This window comes from Variovorax paradoxus (assembly GCF_009498455.1).
Lineage (GTDB): Bacteria > Pseudomonadota > Gammaproteobacteria > Burkholderiales > Burkholderiaceae_C > Variovorax > Variovorax paradoxus_H.
This window is the reverse complement of the sequence record NZ_CP045644.1, coordinates 5,091,710-5,109,422: the sequence shown is the minus strand read 5'-3', so window position 1 is coordinate 5,109,422 and position 17,713 is coordinate 5,091,710. Positions and strand designations below refer to the sequence as shown.

General features: G+C 66.7%; 17 protein-coding genes. 8 read left to right on the top strand and 9 right to left on the bottom strand.

All coding sequences use genetic code 11. The features are described 5' to 3' along the window. The 5 genes from cysT to GFK26_RS23530 form a co-directional block, all read right to left on the bottom strand. Nucleotides 1-888 (bottom strand): sulfate ABC transporter permease subunit CysT, encoded by an 888-nt coding sequence (gene cysT / locus GFK26_RS23550; RefSeq protein ID WP_153284103.1) that lies wholly within the window; start codon nucleotides 886-888, stop codon nucleotides 1-3. Beyond that, entirely contained in the window at nucleotides 889-1,905 is a 1,017-nt protein-coding gene (locus tag GFK26_RS23545; protein WP_153284102.1) for a sulfate ABC transporter substrate-binding protein, read from the bottom strand. Then, complete coding sequence (locus GFK26_RS23540; RefSeq protein WP_153284101.1) at nucleotides 1,902-2,477, bottom strand: RBBP9/YdeN family alpha/beta hydrolase; 576 nt, start codon at nucleotides 2,475-2,477, stop codon at nucleotides 1,902-1,904. Before GFK26_RS23540 ends, GFK26_RS23545 begins: the two co-directional genes overlap by 4 nt. A 20-nt stretch (nucleotides 2,478-2,497) precedes the next feature. Then, nucleotides 2,498-3,139, bottom strand: coding sequence for a peroxiredoxin (locus GFK26_RS23535; protein WP_099789561.1), 642 nt, complete (start codon nucleotides 3,137-3,139; stop codon nucleotides 2,498-2,500). 149 nt (nucleotides 3,140-3,288) lie between these two features. After that, nucleotides 3,289-4,203: a LysR family transcriptional regulator gene (locus GFK26_RS23530; protein WP_153284100.1), complete on the bottom strand. Its 915-nt coding sequence runs from the start codon at nucleotides 4,201-4,203 to the stop codon at nucleotides 3,289-3,291. A 135-nt stretch (nucleotides 4,204-4,338) separates the two neighbouring features. Here GFK26_RS23530 and GFK26_RS23525 point away from each other — a divergent pair, with 135 nt between their 5' ends. Together GFK26_RS23525 and GFK26_RS23520 are read left to right on the top strand one after the other, a co-directional pair. Beyond that, complete coding sequence (locus GFK26_RS23525) at nucleotides 4,339-4,986, top strand: FMN-dependent NADH-azoreductase (RefSeq protein WP_153284099.1); 648 nt, start codon at nucleotides 4,339-4,341, stop codon at nucleotides 4,984-4,986. A 283-nt stretch (nucleotides 4,987-5,269) separates the two neighbouring features. Beyond that, nucleotides 5,270-6,055 carry an SDR family NAD(P)-dependent oxidoreductase gene (locus tag GFK26_RS23520; RefSeq protein WP_153284098.1) on the top strand — a complete coding sequence of 262 codons (786 nt, stop codon included), beginning with the start codon at nucleotides 5,270-5,272 and terminating at the stop codon, nucleotides 6,053-6,055. A 142-nt stretch (nucleotides 6,056-6,197) separates the two neighbouring features. Here GFK26_RS23520 and GFK26_RS23515 read toward each other — a convergent pair whose 3' ends face one another. Then, nucleotides 6,198-6,755 carry an NADPH-dependent FMN reductase gene (locus tag GFK26_RS23515; protein ID WP_153284097.1) on the bottom strand — a complete coding sequence of 186 codons (558 nt, stop codon included), beginning with the start codon at nucleotides 6,753-6,755 and terminating at the stop codon, nucleotides 6,198-6,200. Between the two features lie 189 nt (nucleotides 6,756-6,944). On the opposite strand from GFK26_RS23515, the gene GFK26_RS23510 reads away from it, so the two are divergent. From GFK26_RS23510 to yjjJ, 5 genes are all read left to right on the top strand, one after another. Next, entirely contained in the window at nucleotides 6,945-7,916 is a 972-nt protein-coding gene (locus tag GFK26_RS23510) for an aliphatic sulfonate ABC transporter substrate-binding protein (RefSeq protein WP_153284096.1), read from the top strand. Between the two features lie 19 nt (nucleotides 7,917-7,935). Next, nucleotides 7,936-9,171 carry an N-methyl-L-tryptophan oxidase gene (gene solA, locus GFK26_RS23505; protein ID WP_153284095.1) on the top strand — a complete coding sequence of 412 codons (1,236 nt, stop codon included), beginning with the start codon at nucleotides 7,936-7,938 and terminating at the stop codon, nucleotides 9,169-9,171. A 65-nt stretch (nucleotides 9,172-9,236) separates the two neighbouring features. Beyond that, nucleotides 9,237-10,169 carry a 2-dehydropantoate 2-reductase gene (gene panE, locus GFK26_RS23500; RefSeq protein ID WP_153284094.1) on the top strand — a complete coding sequence of 311 codons (933 nt, stop codon included), beginning with the start codon at nucleotides 9,237-9,239 and terminating at the stop codon, nucleotides 10,167-10,169. A 14-nt stretch (nucleotides 10,170-10,183) separates the two neighbouring features. Beyond that, nucleotides 10,184-10,861, top strand: coding sequence for an aspartate/glutamate racemase family protein (locus GFK26_RS23495; RefSeq protein WP_153284093.1), 678 nt, complete (start codon nucleotides 10,184-10,186; stop codon nucleotides 10,859-10,861). Between the two features lie 106 nt (nucleotides 10,862-10,967). Then, nucleotides 10,968-12,296: a type II toxin-antitoxin system HipA family toxin YjjJ gene (gene yjjJ / locus GFK26_RS23490; protein ID WP_153284092.1), complete on the top strand. Its 1,329-nt coding sequence runs from the start codon at nucleotides 10,968-10,970 to the stop codon at nucleotides 12,294-12,296. Nucleotides 12,297-12,305: 9 nt separating this feature from the next. Here yjjJ and GFK26_RS23485 read toward each other — a convergent pair whose 3' ends face one another. Then, nucleotides 12,306-13,676 carry an NAD(P)/FAD-dependent oxidoreductase gene (locus GFK26_RS23485; RefSeq protein ID WP_153284091.1) on the bottom strand — a complete coding sequence of 457 codons (1,371 nt, stop codon included), beginning with the start codon at nucleotides 13,674-13,676 and terminating at the stop codon, nucleotides 12,306-12,308. A 129-nt stretch (nucleotides 13,677-13,805) separates the two neighbouring features. On the opposite strand from GFK26_RS23485, the gene GFK26_RS23480 reads away from it, so the two are divergent. Continuing rightward, the gene (locus tag GFK26_RS23480; protein WP_153284090.1) at nucleotides 13,806-14,774 is read left to right on the top strand and encodes an alpha/beta hydrolase family protein; all 969 of its coding nucleotides are present in this window, start codon (nucleotides 13,806-13,808) and stop codon (nucleotides 14,772-14,774) included. Between the two features lie 14 nt (nucleotides 14,775-14,788). On the opposite strand, the gene GFK26_RS23475 is transcribed toward GFK26_RS23480, so the two are convergent. Then, nucleotides 14,789-16,684 (bottom strand): family 2A encapsulin nanocompartment cargo protein cysteine desulfurase, encoded by a 1,896-nt coding sequence (locus GFK26_RS23475; protein WP_153286083.1) that lies wholly within the window; start codon nucleotides 16,682-16,684, stop codon nucleotides 14,789-14,791. Nucleotides 16,685-16,750: 66 nt separating this feature from the next. Beyond that, complete coding sequence (locus GFK26_RS23470; RefSeq protein ID WP_042579703.1) at nucleotides 16,751-17,683, bottom strand: family 2A encapsulin nanocompartment shell protein; 933 nt, start codon at nucleotides 17,681-17,683, stop codon at nucleotides 16,751-16,753. Between the last annotated feature and the right edge of the window lie 30 nt (nucleotides 17,684-17,713).

Below are 17,713 nucleotides of genomic sequence, written 5' to 3'. Positions count from 1 at the left end.
TCAGGCTCCTGCGCGCTTGCGCTGCCATGCCTGGAGGCCATTGATGACCAGCAGCAAAATGAACGACAGCACCAGCATCACCAGCGCGACCGCGGTGGCGCCCGTGTAGTCGTACTGTTCCAGCTTGCCGATGATGATGAGCGGCGTGATCTCGGAAATCATCGGCATGTTGCCGGCGATGAAGATCACCGAGCCGTACTCGCCGATGGCACGTGCGAAGGCCATGGCAAAGCCCGTGAGCAACGCAGGCGCAATCGCCGGAAAGATCACCCGGGTGAAGGTCTGCAGGCGCGTGGCGCCCAGCGACGTCGCGGCTTCTTCGAGTTCTTTCTCGGTGTCTTCGAGCACCGGCTGCACCGTGCGCACCACGAACGGCAGCCCGATGAAGATCAGCGCAATCACGATGCCCGCCGGCGTGAACGCCAGCTTGATGCCGTACGGCTCGAGCAATTGCCCGATCCAGCCGTTGCCTGCGAGCAGCGCCGTGAGCGAGATGCCGGCCACGGCCGTGGGCAGCGCGAACGGCAGGTCGACCAGCGCATCGACGATGCGCTTGCCCGGGAACTTGTAGCGCACCAGCACCCACGCCACGAGCAGGCCGAACACCGCATTCACCATGGCCGCGATCAGCGAGGCGCCGAAGGTCAGGCGGTACGAGGCCATCACGCGCGGTGCGGTCACCGACACCCAGAAGTGCTCCCAGGTCATCGTGAAGGTCTTGAAGACCAGCGCCGACAGCGGGATCAGCACGATCAGGCACAGGTAGAAGACCGTGAAGCCGAGCGTGATGTGGAAACCGGGCAGCACGCGCTTGGCGCCCCCTGCCCGGTTGGCACGTGAAAAAGGCGCTCCCGCTGCCGGGAGCGCCGAAGAAGCAGCGCCACTCATTTACTTCGCGCCAGGGGTGTAGAGCTTGTCGAACTGGCCGCCGTCATTGAAGTGCACCTTCTGCGCTTCGGTCAGGCTGCCGAACAGTTCCTGCACCGTGAACAGCTGCAGGGGCTTGAAGGTCGCGGCGTGCTTCTTGAGCACGGCCGGCGAACGCGGACGCAGCGCGTGCTTGGCGGCGATTTCCTGCGCTTCTTCGGAGTACAGCCAGTCGAGGTAGGCCTTGGCGAGCTCGCCCGTGCCCTTCTTCTTGACGGTGCGCTCGACGATGGCAACCGGGTTCTCGGCCACGATGGAGATCGACGGGTACACCGAGTCGACCTTGCCGGTGCCGAATTCACGGTCGATCGAGACCACTTCGGATTCGAAGGTGATCAGCGCGTCGCCGATGTTGCGTTGCAGGAAGGCGGTGGTGGCGTCGCGGCCGCCGCGTGCCAGCACCGGCACGTTCTTGAACAGCTTGCCGACGAACTCGGCGGCCTGCGCGTCGGTGCCGCCCTTCTTCTTGATGTAGCCCCAGGCGGCCAGGTAGGCGTAGCGGCCGTTGCCGCCGGTCTTGGGGTTGACGATCACAACCTGCACCCCCGGCTTGATCAGGTCGTCCCAGTCCTTGATGCCCTTGGGGTTGCCGTTGCGCACCAGCAGCAGCATGGTCGAGGTGGTGGGCGATGCGTTCTCGGGGAATTTCTTGTTCCAGTCCTTGGCGACCACGCCGGTGCCGGCCAGGAAGTCGATGTCGGTCGAGGTGTTCATGGTGACCACATCGGCGTCGAGGCCGTCGGCCACGGCGCGTGCCTGGGCGCTGGAGCCGCCGTGCGACTGGTCGATCTTGACGTCCTTGCCCGTGGCCTTCTTGTAGTGCGCCACGAACGCTGCGTTGTAGTCCTTGTAGAACTCGCGCGCCACGTCGTACGAGGCGTTCAGCAGGCCTGTGCCTTGGGCAAAGGCAGTGTTGCCGGCGAGTGCGGAGGACGCCAGCGCGAGCACGGCGACGAGGGTCTTGATTCTGGAAGTCATGTGGTTGCCAGGTTGTCTGAAAATTCACGACCGGCCGACCAGGCGGCGGGTTCGTCGGTCAACGATTGCAGCAGGGCCAGGCCGAGCGGCCAGTCTCCGTGCCCCGAATCGATGTTGATGTGCCCCGCATTCTGCATGCGCACGAACTCGCTGCCCCAGGCGCGCGAATAGGCACCCGCGAGGCGGATAGGGCAATAGGGATCGTTGCTGCTCGCCACCACGATGCTGCGGTACGGCAGCGCCGCATACGGCACGGGCGCGAAGTCGGACAGCACCGCGCGACGCTCCGGGTCGGCCGGCGCCACCAGCAGCGCACCCTGGATGCGGGCAGCGGCCTCGGGCGGCAGGTGCGCGGTGGCGATGCAGCCCAGGCTGTGCGCCGCGATGACCACGGGGCCTTCGCTTTCGAGCACGAGCCTGGCCAGTGCGGGCACCCAGGCATCGCGCTTGGGCGAGGCCCAGTCGTCCTGCGCCACCCGCGCCGCGCCCGGAATGCGCGCTTCCCACAGGCTCTGCCAGTGGCCGGGCCCGGAGTCGCGCCAGCCGGGCACGATGATGACGCGAGTCTGCATGACGGCGCGGTCCTGCGGGCTTACTTGTTCGGCTGCGGCGTGATCCGCAGGTAAGGCTTGACGGCCTTGAAGCCCTTGGGGAAGCGCTCGGCCAGCTCGGCCGGGTCCTGGATGCTCGGCACGATGACGACGTCGTCGCCGTCCTTCCAGTTCACGGGCGTGGCGACCTTGTGGCTGTCGGTGAGCTGCAGCGAGTCGATCACGCGCAGGATCTCGTCGAAGTTGCGGCCGGTCGATGCCGGGTAGGTGATGGTGGTGCGGATCACCTTCTTCGGATCGATGATGAACACGCTGCGAACGGTGGCCGTGGCCGAGGCATTCGGGTGGATCAGGTCGTACAGGTCGGCCACCTTGCGGTCGGCGTCCGCAATGATCGGGAAGTTGACGGTGGTGTTCTGCGTCTCGTTGATGTCCGAGATCCACTCCTTGTGCTTGGTGGCCGGGTCGACGCTCAGCGCGATGGGCTTCACGCCGCGCTTGGCGAACTCGCCCGACAGCGCCGCCGTCTTGCCAAGTTCGGTGGTGCACACGGGCGTGAAATCGGCCGGGTGCGAGAAGAACACGATCCACGAATCGCCGGCCCACTGGTAGAAGTCGATCGGGCCTTCGCTGGAGTCCTGGGTGAAATTGGGGGCGGTGTCGCCGAGTCGCAGGGTTGCCATGGTCGCTCCAAGGAGGGGGTGAAGCCTTGGATTGTGCGAACCGCTGCTTCAATGGCAAACGAATATCTGTTTGTTTGGATATGACGTTTTTCGCATATAGAACCTGCGAAGCCCCGGCATGACGCTATCTTTTGGATAGCAATCTGGCTTTAGAACATCCGCATCTGCTCGCTCTGCAGGTGCTCCGACAGGAAGTCGATCAGCCGCCGCACCGCCGGCACCAGCGCACGCCGCGCCGGAAACACCATGTGCGCCACCACCGGCGACGGCCCCCAGCCCGGCAGCACCCGCACCAGCCGGCCGGCCTCGACGTCGGCGCTGCACATGTAGTCGGGGAGCAGGGTCGCGCCGACACCGCCCACCGCGCCGAACTGCAGCGTGGCGAGGTCGTCGGCCACGTAGCGCGGCGTGTGCACATGCAGGTGGCTGCGGCCTTCCGGGCCCTCGAGCCGCCATTCGGCGCGCCCTTCCCCGTTGACCGACATGGCCGCCGTCGGCAGCTTTGCAAGGTCGGCGGGCGTGCCGATCGGCCCGTGCTGCGCCAGCAGCGCCGGACTCGCGACCAGCACGCCGCGGCTGTGACCGAAGGTCTTGGCGACGAGCACGGTGCTGTCCTCGATCGCCGGGCGCACGCGCAGCGCGATGTCGATGCCCTCCTCGATCAGGTCCACCGGCCGGTTGATGACGCGGATGTCGACGCGCACCGCGGGGTAGCGTTCCATGAACAGCGGGATCAGCTGCGCCAACCCGCTGTGCGCGATGGTGACCGGGCAGGTCAACCGCACCAGCCCGCTCGGCTCGGTCTGCACCTGCGCCACCGCCTCGGCGGCCGCCTGCGCTGCGTCGCGCATCGCCGAGGCGTGCCGCAGATAGATCTCGCCGGCCGGCGTGAGCGACAGGCGCCGCGTGCTGCGCTGCATCAGTTGCACGCCCAACCGCTCCTCGAGCTCGGCCACGCGGCGCGACAGGCGCGATTTGGGGATGCCCAGCGCCCGGCTGGCGGCGGCAAAGCCGCCCCGCTCGGCCACCTCGGCGAAGAAAACCATGTCGTTGAGGTCTTGCATCGCTTAATTGTCCCGCAAACAGAACGATCTGATCAAATTTTGGCTACTTATCAATCACTCGCATCAAAAATAGAATTCTTCCAACGCCGGCCACTTCTCAGCGCCGACACCTTGCACAGAAAGTGATTGACTGACATGAAGCTGCTCCACATCGACTCCAGCATCCTGGCCGCCGGCTCCACCTCGCGCCAGCTCACGGCCGAAACCGTCGCCGCCTGGCGCGCCGCCCACCCCAACACCCAGGTCGAATACCTCGACCTCGCCGTGGACGCGCCCTCGCACTTCGGCCCCGACGCTCTCGGCATCAAGACCGGCGTGCAGGCCCAGCCGACCGAAGCGCAGCTGCGCGAGAACGCCCTGTCGGAAAAGCTGGTGACCCAGTTCCTGGCCGCCGACGTCGTCGTGATCGGCGCCCCGCTGTACAACTTCACCATCCCGACCCAGCTCAAGGCCTGGATCGACCGCCTCGCGCAAGCCGGCCGCACCTTCAAGTACACCGACAAGGGCGCCGTGGGCCTGGCCGGCGGCAAGACCATCATCGTGGCGTCGAGCCGCGGCGGCATCTACTCGACCTCCGAAGGTGGTCAAGCGGCTGAACACCAGGAGAGCTACCTGAAGGTGATCTTCGGCTTCTTCGGCATCACCGACGTGCGCTTCGTGCGCGCCGAAGGCATCGCGATGGGTGACGCACCCAAGGCCGCCGCGCTGGCCGCCGCCCGCGCCGACATCCTCGTGGCCACGGCCGAAGCCGCGAACCAGAAGAGCGTCGCGCAAGCTGCCTGAGTCTTGCCGGCCCGCCCACAGCCCGTTGGGTCTCAGTGGCTGGGACCCAACGCGGCTTTTGGGCCTTTCTGTTGCCGAGGCACCTCGCCATGGGGTGCCTTCGCGCTGGGCCAGTGCGGCGCGCACCCCATTTCACCGCGCACGCCTCAAATTGCCAAAAACAACAGACCTTTGCAAACATTTAGGTCTTTGGTTAATTCCATTTGAATCAAATACCCAAAGCAATCCAACACTGATAATCTTTTTTGGCCAATTCGGCAGTCAACCACTTCCTCGGCCAATCATGCAAGAAAATCAGACAGACAGAGACACCCTGCTCGACACCTTTCGCAGCGACCTCTTCAATGGAAAGTCCATTGTGGTATCGGGCGCCACCAGTGGCATCGGGCTCGCAATTGCGCACGGCTTTGCAAGGCTCGGCGCGTCGGTCGTGGCCACCGGAAGCAGTCCTGAAAAGATCGCCAGGGAAAGGCTGAACCCGGCAAATCAAGCCATTCGCTTCGAACTCCTCGATGCACGCGATGGCGACGGCATCAAGGCGTTTGCCGCAACCTTTGAAACGCTCGACGTTCTGGTCAATGCACAGGGCATTCTTTGCGGCGAGGCGGAACATACCGAGGAAGTCTTCCTCGATGTGATCGACGTCAACCTCAATGGCGTCATGCGCATGTCCTACGCCTTTCGCGAGCACCTGATCCGCGCGAAGGGCAGCATCATCAATATCTCTTCGATGCTCAGCTACCTTGTCGAGCCCGAAATTCCCGCCTATGCCGCGAGCAAGACCGGGCTTCTCGGCTTGACCCGAACACTGGCGCACGCATACGGTCCCCATGGCGTGCGGGTCAACACGATTTCTCCGGGGTACCACAAGACCGACATGACGAAAGTTCTATGGAGCGTGCCGAAGAGCCACGACCTGATTGCCGGTCATTCCGCGCTCAAGCGCTGGGGATCGACCGAAGACCTGGTTGGTGCCGCGATTTTCTATGCCAGCCCGGCCGCCTCGTTCATTACGGCCACCGATTTGCCGGTCGACGGCGGTTATGTCGTTGGAAATACGGTTCGATAACTGCTGGCCGCAAATCAATTGACATTGAAATTCAATCCATCAATTCATCTGGAATAGCAAACAGCCAGATCGTCAGCCCCAAAAAGAAAGCCGCCCTCCAAAGGGGCGGCTTTTTCATGGGCGTCGATCGGCGCCCAGTTCGTCAGGCAGCCGAATGGCTCTTCACCCAGGCCACGTACTTGTCCATCCAGCCCTGCAGGAACTTCTGCGTGCCTTCGTTGCCGATGTGGCCCTTGTCGTCGAACAGGCCTTCCTTGGCCTGCAGGAACACTTCGGGGCCGCCCATCGTGGGCGCGTCGAGGTAGGCCAGGATGTTGCGCAGGTGCTGCTGCGCGAGCGCGGTGCCGATGGCGCCGACGGAAATGCCGACCACGCCGGTCGGCTTGCCGCCCCAGACGCTCTGGCCGTAGGGGCGAGAGGCGTGGTCGATGGCGTTCTTCAGCACGCCGGGAATCGAGCGGTTGTATTCGGGCGTGACGAACAGCACGCCCTGTGCGGCCGCAACCTCGCTCTTGAGGCGCTTCACCGAAGCGGCCTGGTTGCCGTCGTCGTCCTGGTTGTACAGCGGCAGGTCGTCGATGCGCAGGGTTTCGAAAGTGAAGTCCGACGGCGCCAGGTGCGCCAGCGCCAGAGCGAGCTTGTGGTTGAACGAATCCTTGCGCAGGCTGCCGACGATGACGGCGATCCGGGTCTGTGCCATGAATGAAGCTCCTTGAGTGAGAGGGTCGGAATGACGAAGGCGATTATGCGAAGACCCCATGACCTTTTCCGGAAAAGTTCATGCATCGCTTTGTAGCGACGTGCGCCAGTTTGTGCATGAGCACATGACAAAAGCTTCGTGGCCCGGCGCGCCGCCCACACCTACAGTCGCCGATTTTTCGCCGACGCCATGCACACCCTGTCCTCGCCTTCCCGCCGCCGCCTGCTCCAGGCCGGAACCGCCGCAGCCCTCGTCGCGGCCTCGGCTCCGCTGTTCGCCCAGACGCGCGCCCGCACGCTGCGCATCGGCTACCAGAAGTTCAACACGCTCAACGTCCTCAAGGGCACAGGCCAGCTCGAGAAGGCGCTCGCGCCGGCCAATGTGAGCGTCGAGTGGCGCGAGTTCCTGGGCGGCAGCCAGCTGTCGGAAGCGCTGGCGGCCGGCGCCATCGACTTCGGCCATGCCTCCGACGGCATCGGCGTGTTCCAGCAGGCCAGCGGCAAGGGCCTGGTCTACCTCGCGGCCGAAAGCCCCTACCCCGGCGGCGTCGGCTTCCTGGTGCCGCGCGACTCGCCGATCCGCAGCGTGCGCGACCTGAAGGGCAAGAAGGTCGTCACGGGCCGCGGCTACAACACGCAGTACGTGCTGATCCGCGCGCTCGAAGCGGCCGGCCTGCGCTATGAAGACATCGAGCCGGTCTACATCGTCACGGCCTCCGACACCGTGGCCGCCTACCAATCGGGCAGCGTCGCGGCCATCGGCCTGTGGGACCCGTTCCTGGCCGGCGCGCAGGTGGCGACCGAATCGCGCCTGCTGTTCGACGGCACCGGCCTGAGCGGCAACCGCACCTACCACTTCGCGCAGCCCGCCTTCGCGCGCACGAACGCCGACACCTTGCGCACCGTGTTCGCCGAACTGCGCAAGGCCAACGACTGGGCGCAGGCCCACCCCGGCGACGTGGTGGCCACGCTCGCACCGCAGCTCAAGGTCGAGCCCAAGGTGCTGGCGCTGGCGACCGAACGGCGGCACTATGGCGTCGTGGCGCTCACGCCCGCCATTGCCCGCGAGCAGCAGGGCCTGGCCGACGTGTTCGCGCAGCTGAAGCTCATTCCCCAGCCCATCGCGGTGAAGGATGCGTTTCTCGACCTGAACCTTGTGTGACGACGACACCTCTCGCCCCGTGACCCGTTCCAACCGTTCCCCCACCCACTACGACGCGATCGTCATCGGCCTGGGCGCCCTCGGCGCGGCCACCCTCTACCAGCTCTCGCAACGCGGCGCGCGCGTGCTCGGCATCGACCAGTTCGCGCCGCCGCACGACCGCGGCTCCTCACACGGCGATTCGCGCATCACGCGGCTGGCCGTCGGCGAAGGCGACGAGTACGTGCCGCTGGTGCACCGCTCCCACGCCATCTGGCGCGAACTCGAGGCGCGCACCGGCCGCACGCTGATGACCACCACCGGCGGCCTCGTCCTCGCACCGCGCGACCGCGTGGCCGCACACCACGGCAAGTCCGATTTCGTGCGCCGCACCATCGCCTGCGCCGAGCGCTTCGGCATCGCGCACGAGGTGCTCGACGCGGCCGGCATCCGCGCGCGCTTCCCGCAGTTCCATCTGCAGGGCGACGAGATCGGCTACCTCGAACGCGACGCCGGCTTCGTGCGGCCCGAAGACGCCATCGCCGCCCAGCTCGCCGTGGCCCGCGCCGACGGCGCACAGACCCGCACCGGCGAGCGCGTGCTGGGCGTCGAGCCCGTGGGCAACGGTGACACCGTGCGCGTGCGCACCGAAACCGCCAGCTTCACCGCCGACCAGGTGGTGGTCGCGGCCGGCGCCTGGCTGCCCGAGTTCCTCGGCCGTCAGGCGCGCACCGACTGGCAGGCCGACTTCTCCGTGCACCGGCAGGTGATGCACTGGTTCGACACCGGCCCCACCGCTGCGGCCGACTTCGCGCCCGGGCGTTTTCCCATCTTCATCTGGATGTTCGGCGACGCGCAGGAGGACTACATGTACGGTTTTCCAGCCTCCGACGCAGCGCAACCCGCGCTGAAGGTCGCCACCGAGCAGTACGTCGACACCACCACGCCCGACGCACTCGTGCGCGACGTGAGAGCCGAGGAAACCGCCGCCATGTACCGCGACCGCGTCGCCGGGCGCTTTCCGCAGATCGCCGGGCATGCGCTCAAGGCCCGTGCCTGCATGTACACCGTGACGCCTGACCGCCGCTTCGTGATCGACGCGCTCGACGGCCTGCCCAATGTGCTGATCGTCTCGGCCTGCTCCGGCCACGGCTTCAAGCACTCGGCCGGGCTGGGCGACGCCATCGCCGACCGGGTGCTGGGCCGCGAGAACGCGCACGGCCTCGACCTGCGGCCCTTTGCCCGCGAGCGACTGGTGGCCTCGCAACACCCCTGAGGCGTCCGCGCGCGATCCGGGGCATCATCGCTTCCGATCTTCAGTTTCTTCGGAGGCAACGCGCGATGCGATTCCTGATGGTGGGTGCCGGTGCACTCGGTGGTTATTTCGGCGCACGCCTGCTTGCAGCAGGCCGCGATGTGACCTTTCTACTGCGTCCGGGCCGCGTGGCCCAGCTGGCCACGACCGGCCTCGTGGTGCGCAGCCCCTGCGGCGACCTCGACCTGCCGACGCCGAAGCACGTGCTGGCCGAGCAGATCGACGGCCCGTACGACGTGGTCGTCGTCGGCTGCAAGGCCTACGACCTCGACGCGACCATGGACTCGTTCGCGTCCGCCGTCGGGCCCGACACCGTCATCCTTCCGCTGCTCAACGGCCTGGGCCACATCGACCGGCTGGCCGCGCGCTTCGGCGACGCGCGCGTGCTCGGCGGCCTGTGCATGATCTCCGCCACCCTCGACGACGAGGGCCGCGTGCTGCACCTGAACGACATGCACAGCCTGAGCTACGGCGAACGCGCCGGTGGCCGTTCGCCACGCATCGACGCCATCGCGGCCCAGTTCGCCGGCGCGAACTTCGCCGCCACCGCGAGCGAAACGATCGCGCAGGACATGTGGGAGAAGTGGGTCTTCATCGCCTCGGCCGCGGGCCTCACGAGCCTCATGCATTCTTCCATCGGCGACATCGTGGCGGCAGGCGGCGAAGACGTGGCGCTTGCGATCTTCGACGAGTGCTGCGCCATCGCCACCCACAACGGCTTCGCCCCACGCCCCGGCGCCGTCACGCGCGGGCGCGCGGTGGTCACCACCGCCGGCTCGCCCATGACCGCCTCGATGTACAAGGACATGGCCCGTGGCGCGCGCGTCGAGGCCGACCACATCCTGGGCGACCTGCTGGCCCGCGCACCGCGCAGCGCATCGCCCACGCCGTCGGTGCTGCGCACGGCCTACGTGCACCTCAAGGCCTACGAGTTCCGGCGCGCGCGCGAGGCCGGTTGAACGGCCACCACGCCATGACCGACACGCTCGCCTTCCTTCACACGGCCGAGGTGCATGTGCAGACCTTCGGCGGCCTGGCACGCGAGATCGCCCCCGAGCTGCGCGTGCAGCACCTGGTGATGAAAGAGCTGCTCGCCGATGCGCGCACGCTCGGCGTCGACCATGCCGGCCTGGTGACGCGTGTGCACGAAGCCATGCGCGACGCTGCCTCCGACGGCGCCTCGGTCGTCGTGTGCACCTGCTCCACCATCGGCGGCATTGCCGAGAAAACCGCCACCGGCGGTGCCTTTGCCGCCCTGCGCATCGACCGCGCCATGGCCGATCGCGCCGTACGCAACGGCCCGCGCGTGCTGATCGTCGGCGCCGTCGAGAGCACCATCGACCCGACCCTGTCGCTCGTGCTTTCAGCGGCGCGGCAGGCCGGCGTCGGCATCCGCGCCAGCACCTTGCTGGTCGAAGGCGCCTGGGTGCATTTCCAGTCGGGCGACACCGCGCGCTACATCGCCACGCTCGCCGATTCGATCCGCGCCGCAGCCGAGGGCACCGACGTGATCGTGCTGGCGCAGGCGTCGATGGCGCCGGTGACGGCGTTGCTGGCGGACCTGGGAGTCGATGTGCTCAGCAGCCCGCAGTTGGGGGTGGCGCATGCGGTGGCAACAATGCGGGCCCGGCACGCGGCGCTGAATTCGTAAGAATCGGACACGCTTCGGACCCACAGTATCTATTCACTTAGAAATTCATTTGGTTTGAGTTTCCCAATGGCGGGTGGGATAATTTATCTATTCACATAGATATGCAATGCCACCGCCCAATCCGCCATCCCTGAGCGCCACAGCCCTCGCCTTCATCCGCTCGCAAGGCGCTGCCACGAGCGCCGAGCTGCAGGCGCGGCTGGGCATCAGTCAGGCGACTGCCTCACGCACGCTGGCGCCGCTCGTTCGCAGCGCGCAGATCCTGAAGGTCGGTGCAGCGCGCTCGCAGATGTATGTGGCGCCCCGGCACGTCGAACGCGTCGGCGCCGAGGTGCCGGTCGTCAAGGTCGATGCCGCCGGCCAAGCCTCGCCGTTCGGACGCATCGTGCCGCTGCAGGGCGGGCGTTGCTGGATGGACGAACAACAAGGCCGCAGCGCATTGCATGAGGGCCTGCCGTGGTTCCTTTCGGACATGCGTCCCCAGGGCTTCATCGGCCGCGCCTTCGCGCAGGGACACCCCGAACTCGGATTGCCCGCCAACCCCGAGCACTGGAACGACGACGACGTGCTTCAAGCGCTTGCGTTGTGCGGCGAAGACCTGCCCGGCAACCTCGTGGTGGGTGCCGAATCCTTCCAGCGATTTCATGCATTGAGCGCACGCGCCGCCCGCTCTGTCTCCGTAGCCGACTACCCCGCGATGGCGGAAAGCGCGATGCAGGGCACCCTGCCCGGCTCCTCGGCCGGCGGCGAACAGCCGAAGTTCTGCACGGTGCGCGACGGCCGGCAGGTCATCGTCAAGTTTTCGCTGGCAGGCACGTCGGCACTCGACCGGCGCTCGCGCGACCTTCTCGTCAGCGAGCACCTGGCACTGAGCACGCTGGCGCAAGCAGGCGTCTCAGCGGCCACCACGCGCATCTTCATCGAAGGCGGCCGCGTGTTCCTGGAGGTCGAGCGCTTCGACCGCTCGGCCCACGGCCGCATCGGCATGGTGTCGCTGATGGCCTACGACGCGCAGCACATCGGCAAGATCGACAACTGGGCGGCCACGGCCAACCGGATGGCTTCGCGCGGTCTGCTGCGCGCCGACGATGCGCTGCGCTTGCGCTTTCTCGAAGCCTTCGGTCGCCTCATCGGCAACACCGACCGGCACTACGGCAACATCTCGCTGCTCATCGAAGGAAGTGGCTGGCGCCTCGCGCCCGCCTACGACGTGCTGCCCACGCTGTATGCGCCGACCAGCGGTGAACTGCCCGCGCGCGATCTGGCGGCCACCGGGCTGGCACCGACCGTGGACACCCTGCAGGAGTGGCCGCATGCCCGGCAGCTGGCGGGCGTTTACTGGGAAACCTTGGCGGCCGACGATCGCCTCTCCGGGCCGTTCCGCACGCTGGCGCGGCAGAACCGGCGGCTCATCGCCGAACTGTCAGGCGCGTGAACTGCGCGTTCAGTCCGACTTCTGGATCGTCTCCCCCTTCAACGCCCCCATGTCGCGGATGTTGAAGCGGTGCTGCTTCCACCCCGCCATGGTGCGGCGGAAGTTGGCGAGGGAGATGCCGTAGTACAGCACCTTGAACATGCGCAGCGCGCCCCACATCGGCGTGCCCTTGTAGATGTCGCCGGCCAGCAGCGACATCAGCGCTTCCTTCACCCGGAACGGGTTGCCGGGGTACATGAACATGTCGCGGATGGTCGGATTGGTCACGCGGTAGATGAACCACGAGTACTCGCGCGGGCCCTTGCGCATCATGGCCTCGAAGCCTTCGCGCGCGCGGGCCAGCTCGGCCGGCTGGTCGAGCGCGGTGGCCACCAGTTCGGCGCCGTCAAAGGCGCTGTGCATCGCCAGGTACACCCCCGAAGAGAACATCGGGTCGATGAAGGTGAAGGCGTCGCCCAGCAGCAGATAGTTGTCGCCCGTGGCGTGCGTGCTCGAGTACGAGAAGTTGCCGGTGGCGTGCACCGCGTCGTCGATCAGGGTGGCGTTCTTCAGGCGGTCGGCCAGCACGGGGCACAGCGCGATGGTGTCGTAGAAGAATTCCTTCAACGGCTTGTCGCGCGTCTTCAGGTAATAGGGCCAGCACACCGCGCCCACGCTGGTCGTGCCGTCGGCCAGCGGGATGAACCAGAACCAGCCGTGCGGAAACCAGCAGATGCTGATGTTGCCTTCCTTCTTGCCCTCGAGCCGCTCGGCGTTGGTGAAGTGGCCGAACAGCGCGGTGCTGTTGTGGGCGGGGTTCTTCTGCTTGCAGCGGAATTTGTTGGCCAGCAGCGTGTCGCGGCCCGTGGCGTCGATCACGAAGCGCGCGCGCCAGCTGCGCTTGGCCCCGTCGTCCATCACGGCCTGCACGGTTGCGCCGTCGGCGTCGAAGGCCACGTCGCGCACCTTGCAGCCCTCGAAAGTCTGCGCGCCGCGCGTGGCGGCGTTGCGAAACAACAGCTCGTCGAGTTCGGAGCGGCGCACCTGCCAGGCGGAATCGAGCGACTTGTCCCAGCCTTCGGCGAACTCGACGTAGCTGCGGTGCTCATGCTCGGGCGACACGAACTCGATGCCGAACTTCGGCATGCCGATCTTCTCGACCTGGTCGCGCACGCCGAGCCTGTCGAACAGCTCGACGTTCGCGGGCAACAGCGATTCGCCGATGTGAAACCGCGGGTGGTGCTCTTTTTCGACCAGCACCACCTGGCGGCCCTGCTGCGCCAGCAGCGCCGCGACGGTCGAGCCGGCGGGGCCGCCGCCGATCACGAACACGTCGCACGACTCGCTGACCGCGCTGACAGAAGGAGCGCCGGAAGAAGAAGAAACCTGAGGCTGGGACATGCGAAGACAAGCTGCGTGATGGACAGCGACAGAGCATAGCGCGCCCGCATCGCACGACGCAAAACGGGCTGGCGGCACGCGCCCCGAGACGGCACACTGGCGACCTTTCCAGCCCTCGATTGGCGCGCCATGACCCTGCATCGCCTTGCCCTGCTCGCCGCCCTCTGTGTGTCTGCCGCATGGAGCCACGCTGCGGGTTTCAGCTTCATCGAGGTGCCCGCCGACAAGGACGGGCCAGCCTTGCGCGGCGCGGTGTGGACGCCTTGCGAGACGGCACCCAGCGAGATCGCCTTCGGCCTGATCGCGATCTCGGCCACCAAGGACTGCCCCGTCGCCGGCACGGGGCTGCCGCTGGTGCTGATGTCGCACGGCTCGGGCGGCTCGTTCCTCGGGCACCACGACACGGCGGCGGCGCTGGCGGATGCGGGCTTCGTGGTCGCCGCCATCAACCACCCGAACGACAACTTCCAGGACATGGAACGCCGGGGCCATCTCTCGACATTTGCCGCGCGTCCGGTCGACATGCGCCGGCTGGCGGATCACATGCTCAACGCGTGGCCGGGGCGCACAAAGATCGCCAAAGAAAAGGTCGGCTTCTTTGGTTTCTCCCGCGGCGGCTACACCGGCCTCGTGGCGACGGGCGCAGTGCCCGACTTCAAGCTCGGCCTGCGCTTTTGCACGCCGACCTCGAAGATTCCGTTCTGCGGCCAGATCCAGCGCCAGGAGCTGCCTGCGCCTCCGGTGCGCGACGCGCGCATCAAGGCGGCGGTGATCGTCGATCCGTTGAGCTTCTTCGATGCCGAGGGGTTGAAGCAGGTCGCGGTGCCCGTCCAGCTCTGGGCCTCTGCGCGAGGTGGCGACGGGGTCACGCTGGACGACGTCGAAGCAGTCCGGCGCAACCTGCCTCCAACGCCGGACTGGCACATGCCCGCGAACACCGCGCACTTCGCGTTCCTGGCGCCCTGCGCACCCGCCATGGCGAAGGCCCTGCCGGAGATCTGCAGCGATGCCGGCGGCTTCGACCGCGTCGCCTTCCACGCCGACTTCAATGCCAAGGCGCTCGCCTTCTTCAGGCAGCACCTGGCATCGAAGCCCTGACCTGTGACCTGACCTCAGCGCGTGCGCCGCTGGCCAGCCAGACGCCGCACCACCGTCACCAGCCGATCGATCTCGTCGAAGGTGTTGTAGAACGCCAGCGACGGCCGCACCGTGGTCTCGACGCCGAAGCGCCGCAGGATCGGCTGCGCGCAGTGGTGTCCCGTGCGCACCGCAATGCCTTCGTCGTTGAGCGCGTGGCCCACCTCTTCGGTGGTGTAGCCGTCGAGCACGAAGGACATCACGCTCGCCTTGTCGGCCGCCGTGCCGATCAGCCGCACACCGGGAATCGCACCCAGTTGCGCCATGCCGTACACCAGCAGGTCGTGCTCGTAGCGCGCGATGTTCTCGATGCCGACCTTGTTGACATAGTCGATGGCCGCACCCAGACCCACGGCATCGGCGATGTTGCCGGTGCCGGCCTCGAACTTGTTCGGGATCGGCTGGAACACGGTCTTCTCGAAGGTGACGTCGGCAATCATGTTGCCGCCACCTTGCCACGGGGGCATGTCTTCGAGCACCTCGCGCTTGCCCCAGACCACACCGATGCCGGTCGGGCCGAACACCTTGTGGCCGGAGAAGACGAAGAAGTCGGCGCCGAGGTCCTGCACGTCGACCCGCATGTGCGAGACCGATTGCGCGCCATCGACCAGCGCCTTGGCGCCGGCACGGTGTGCCAACTCGACGATCTCCTTCACCGGCACCACGGTGCCCAGCGCGTTGGAGACCTGCGTGACCGCAACGATCTTCGTGCGGTCGTTCAACAGCTTGCGGTATTCATCGAGCAGCACCTGGCCCGAATCGTCCACCGGAATCACGCGCAGCTTCGCGCCCTTGGCGGCGGCAAGCTGCTGCCACGGCACGATGTTGGCGTGGTGCTCCAGGTTCGACACGATGATCTCGTCGCCCTCGCCCACGTGCTGGCCGCCCCAGCTCTTGGCCACGAGGTTGATCGCCTCGGTGGTGCCGCGCACGAAGATCACTTCGTCGATTTCCGGCGCGTTGAGAAACAAGCGCACGCGCTCCCGTGCGCCCTCATAAGCGTCGGTCGCGCGCGCGGCCAGCTCATGCGCCGCGCGGTGGATGTTCGAGTTCTCGTGTGCGTAGAAGTACGCGATGCGGTCGATGACCGATTGCGGCTTGTGCGTGGTGGCGGCGTTGTCGAACCACACGAGCTGCTTGCCGTTGACGCGCTCCTGCAGGATCGGGAAGTCGCGGCGCACGGCATTGACGTCGAACGGCGGATGCTGGCCGGTGCCGGCGAGCGGCACGGCATCGGGGCCGCGCGGATCGGGCTTGGCTGGCGTGACGAAGCCATTGGGCAGACGTACCGCATCGACGAAGTAGAACTGCGGCTTCTCACTCCCTAGCACCTGGGCTTGGCTCCCTCGCCCCTCTGGGGAGAGGGTTGGGGTGAGGGGCGACCCCGCACTCTGGTTCGTCCGCAGACCCTCACCCCAGCCCTCTCCCGCAAGCGGGAGAGGGGGCAAGACCTGCCCGGGGGGTGAGATAGCGGGGGTCGCTCCAGCCGACGGATCGCCATGGCTCTCGCTCAGGAAGTAGAACGGCGAGGCCGCAGCCTGCGGCGCCACGGGTGCTCCGACTTGCTGCGGCACGCCCTGCACCACACCGCCCGAACGCGGCTCGAAAGCCGGCGCCACGGACAACACGTTGTCCGGCACACCATTGCCCGCCACCGCATGCGGCAGCAAGGCCGGCGCGCGGTTCGCGAGCGAAGGCAGTTGGGTCGGCGATGCGGGCAGCACATTGGCGCCCGGAATCTGCCCTTGCGGAATCGGCGTGCCCGGCACGCTCGGCCCGAAGCCGGCGGGACTCACCAGCGGCGAGCCCGGCGGTGCGATGTTGGCGGGAAACTGCGCGCCCGGGGGCGCGGAGAACATGGCGCTGGCCATGCGCGCGAGGATGGCCGGTTCGAACGGCGCCTCGCCCGGGAACGGGGGTGTGCTGCTCACCGCGGCTTACTTGTAGGTGTCGGGATAGTCGTGGTACTTGCCGATCTCGACATCGTCGAGCACGGCCAGCGCGTCGGTGGTCAGCACCGCGAGCGAGCAGTACAGCGAGATCAGGTACGACGCGATCGCATGGTTGTTGATGCCCATGAAGCGCACCGACAGCCCCGGGCTCTGCTCGCCCGACAGGCCCGGCTGAAAGAGGCCCACCACGCCCTGGCGCTTGTCGCCCACGCGCAGCAGCAGGATCTTGCTCTTGCCGTCCGCCACCGGCACCTTGTTCGATGGAATCAGCGGAATGCCGCGCCAGGTGATGAACTGCGAACCGAAGAGGCTCACGGTCGGCGGTGGTGTGCCGCGGCGCGTGGCTTCACGGCCGAAGGCGGCAATGGCCAGCGGGTGCGTGAGGAAGAACGCGGGCTCTTTCCATACCTTGGTCAGCAGCTCGTCCAGGTCGTCGGGCGTGGGCGCGCCGGTCAGCGGAAAGATGCGTTGCTCTTCGCTCACTTGCGCCAGCAGGCCGTAGTCGGGGTTGTTGATGAGCTCGCTCTCCTGGTTCTCCTTGATCGTCTCGATCGTGAGACGCAGCTGCTCCTTGATCTGGTCGTGCGGGCTGCTGTAGAGGTCGGAGATGCGGGTGTGCACGTCGAGCACGGTGCTCACGGCATTCAGGTAGTGCTCGCGCGGGTTCTCTTCGTAGTCGACGAAGGTGCGCGGCAGCTGGTTCTCTTCTTCGCGCGAGGTGCACGTGACCTTGATCGACTCGGGGTTCTTGACCTTGTTGACGCGGTAGATGCCAGCCTCCACCGGCACCCATTGCAGCAGGTGCGTCAGCCAGCGCGGGCTGATGGTCTCGAGCTGGGGAACTGTCTTTGTGGCATTGGCCAGCTGGCGTGCGGCGTTGTCGCCAAGGGCGGTGGTACCACCGACTGTTGCGCTCATGGATCAAGGCTCCGTGGGTTGAGAGAAAGA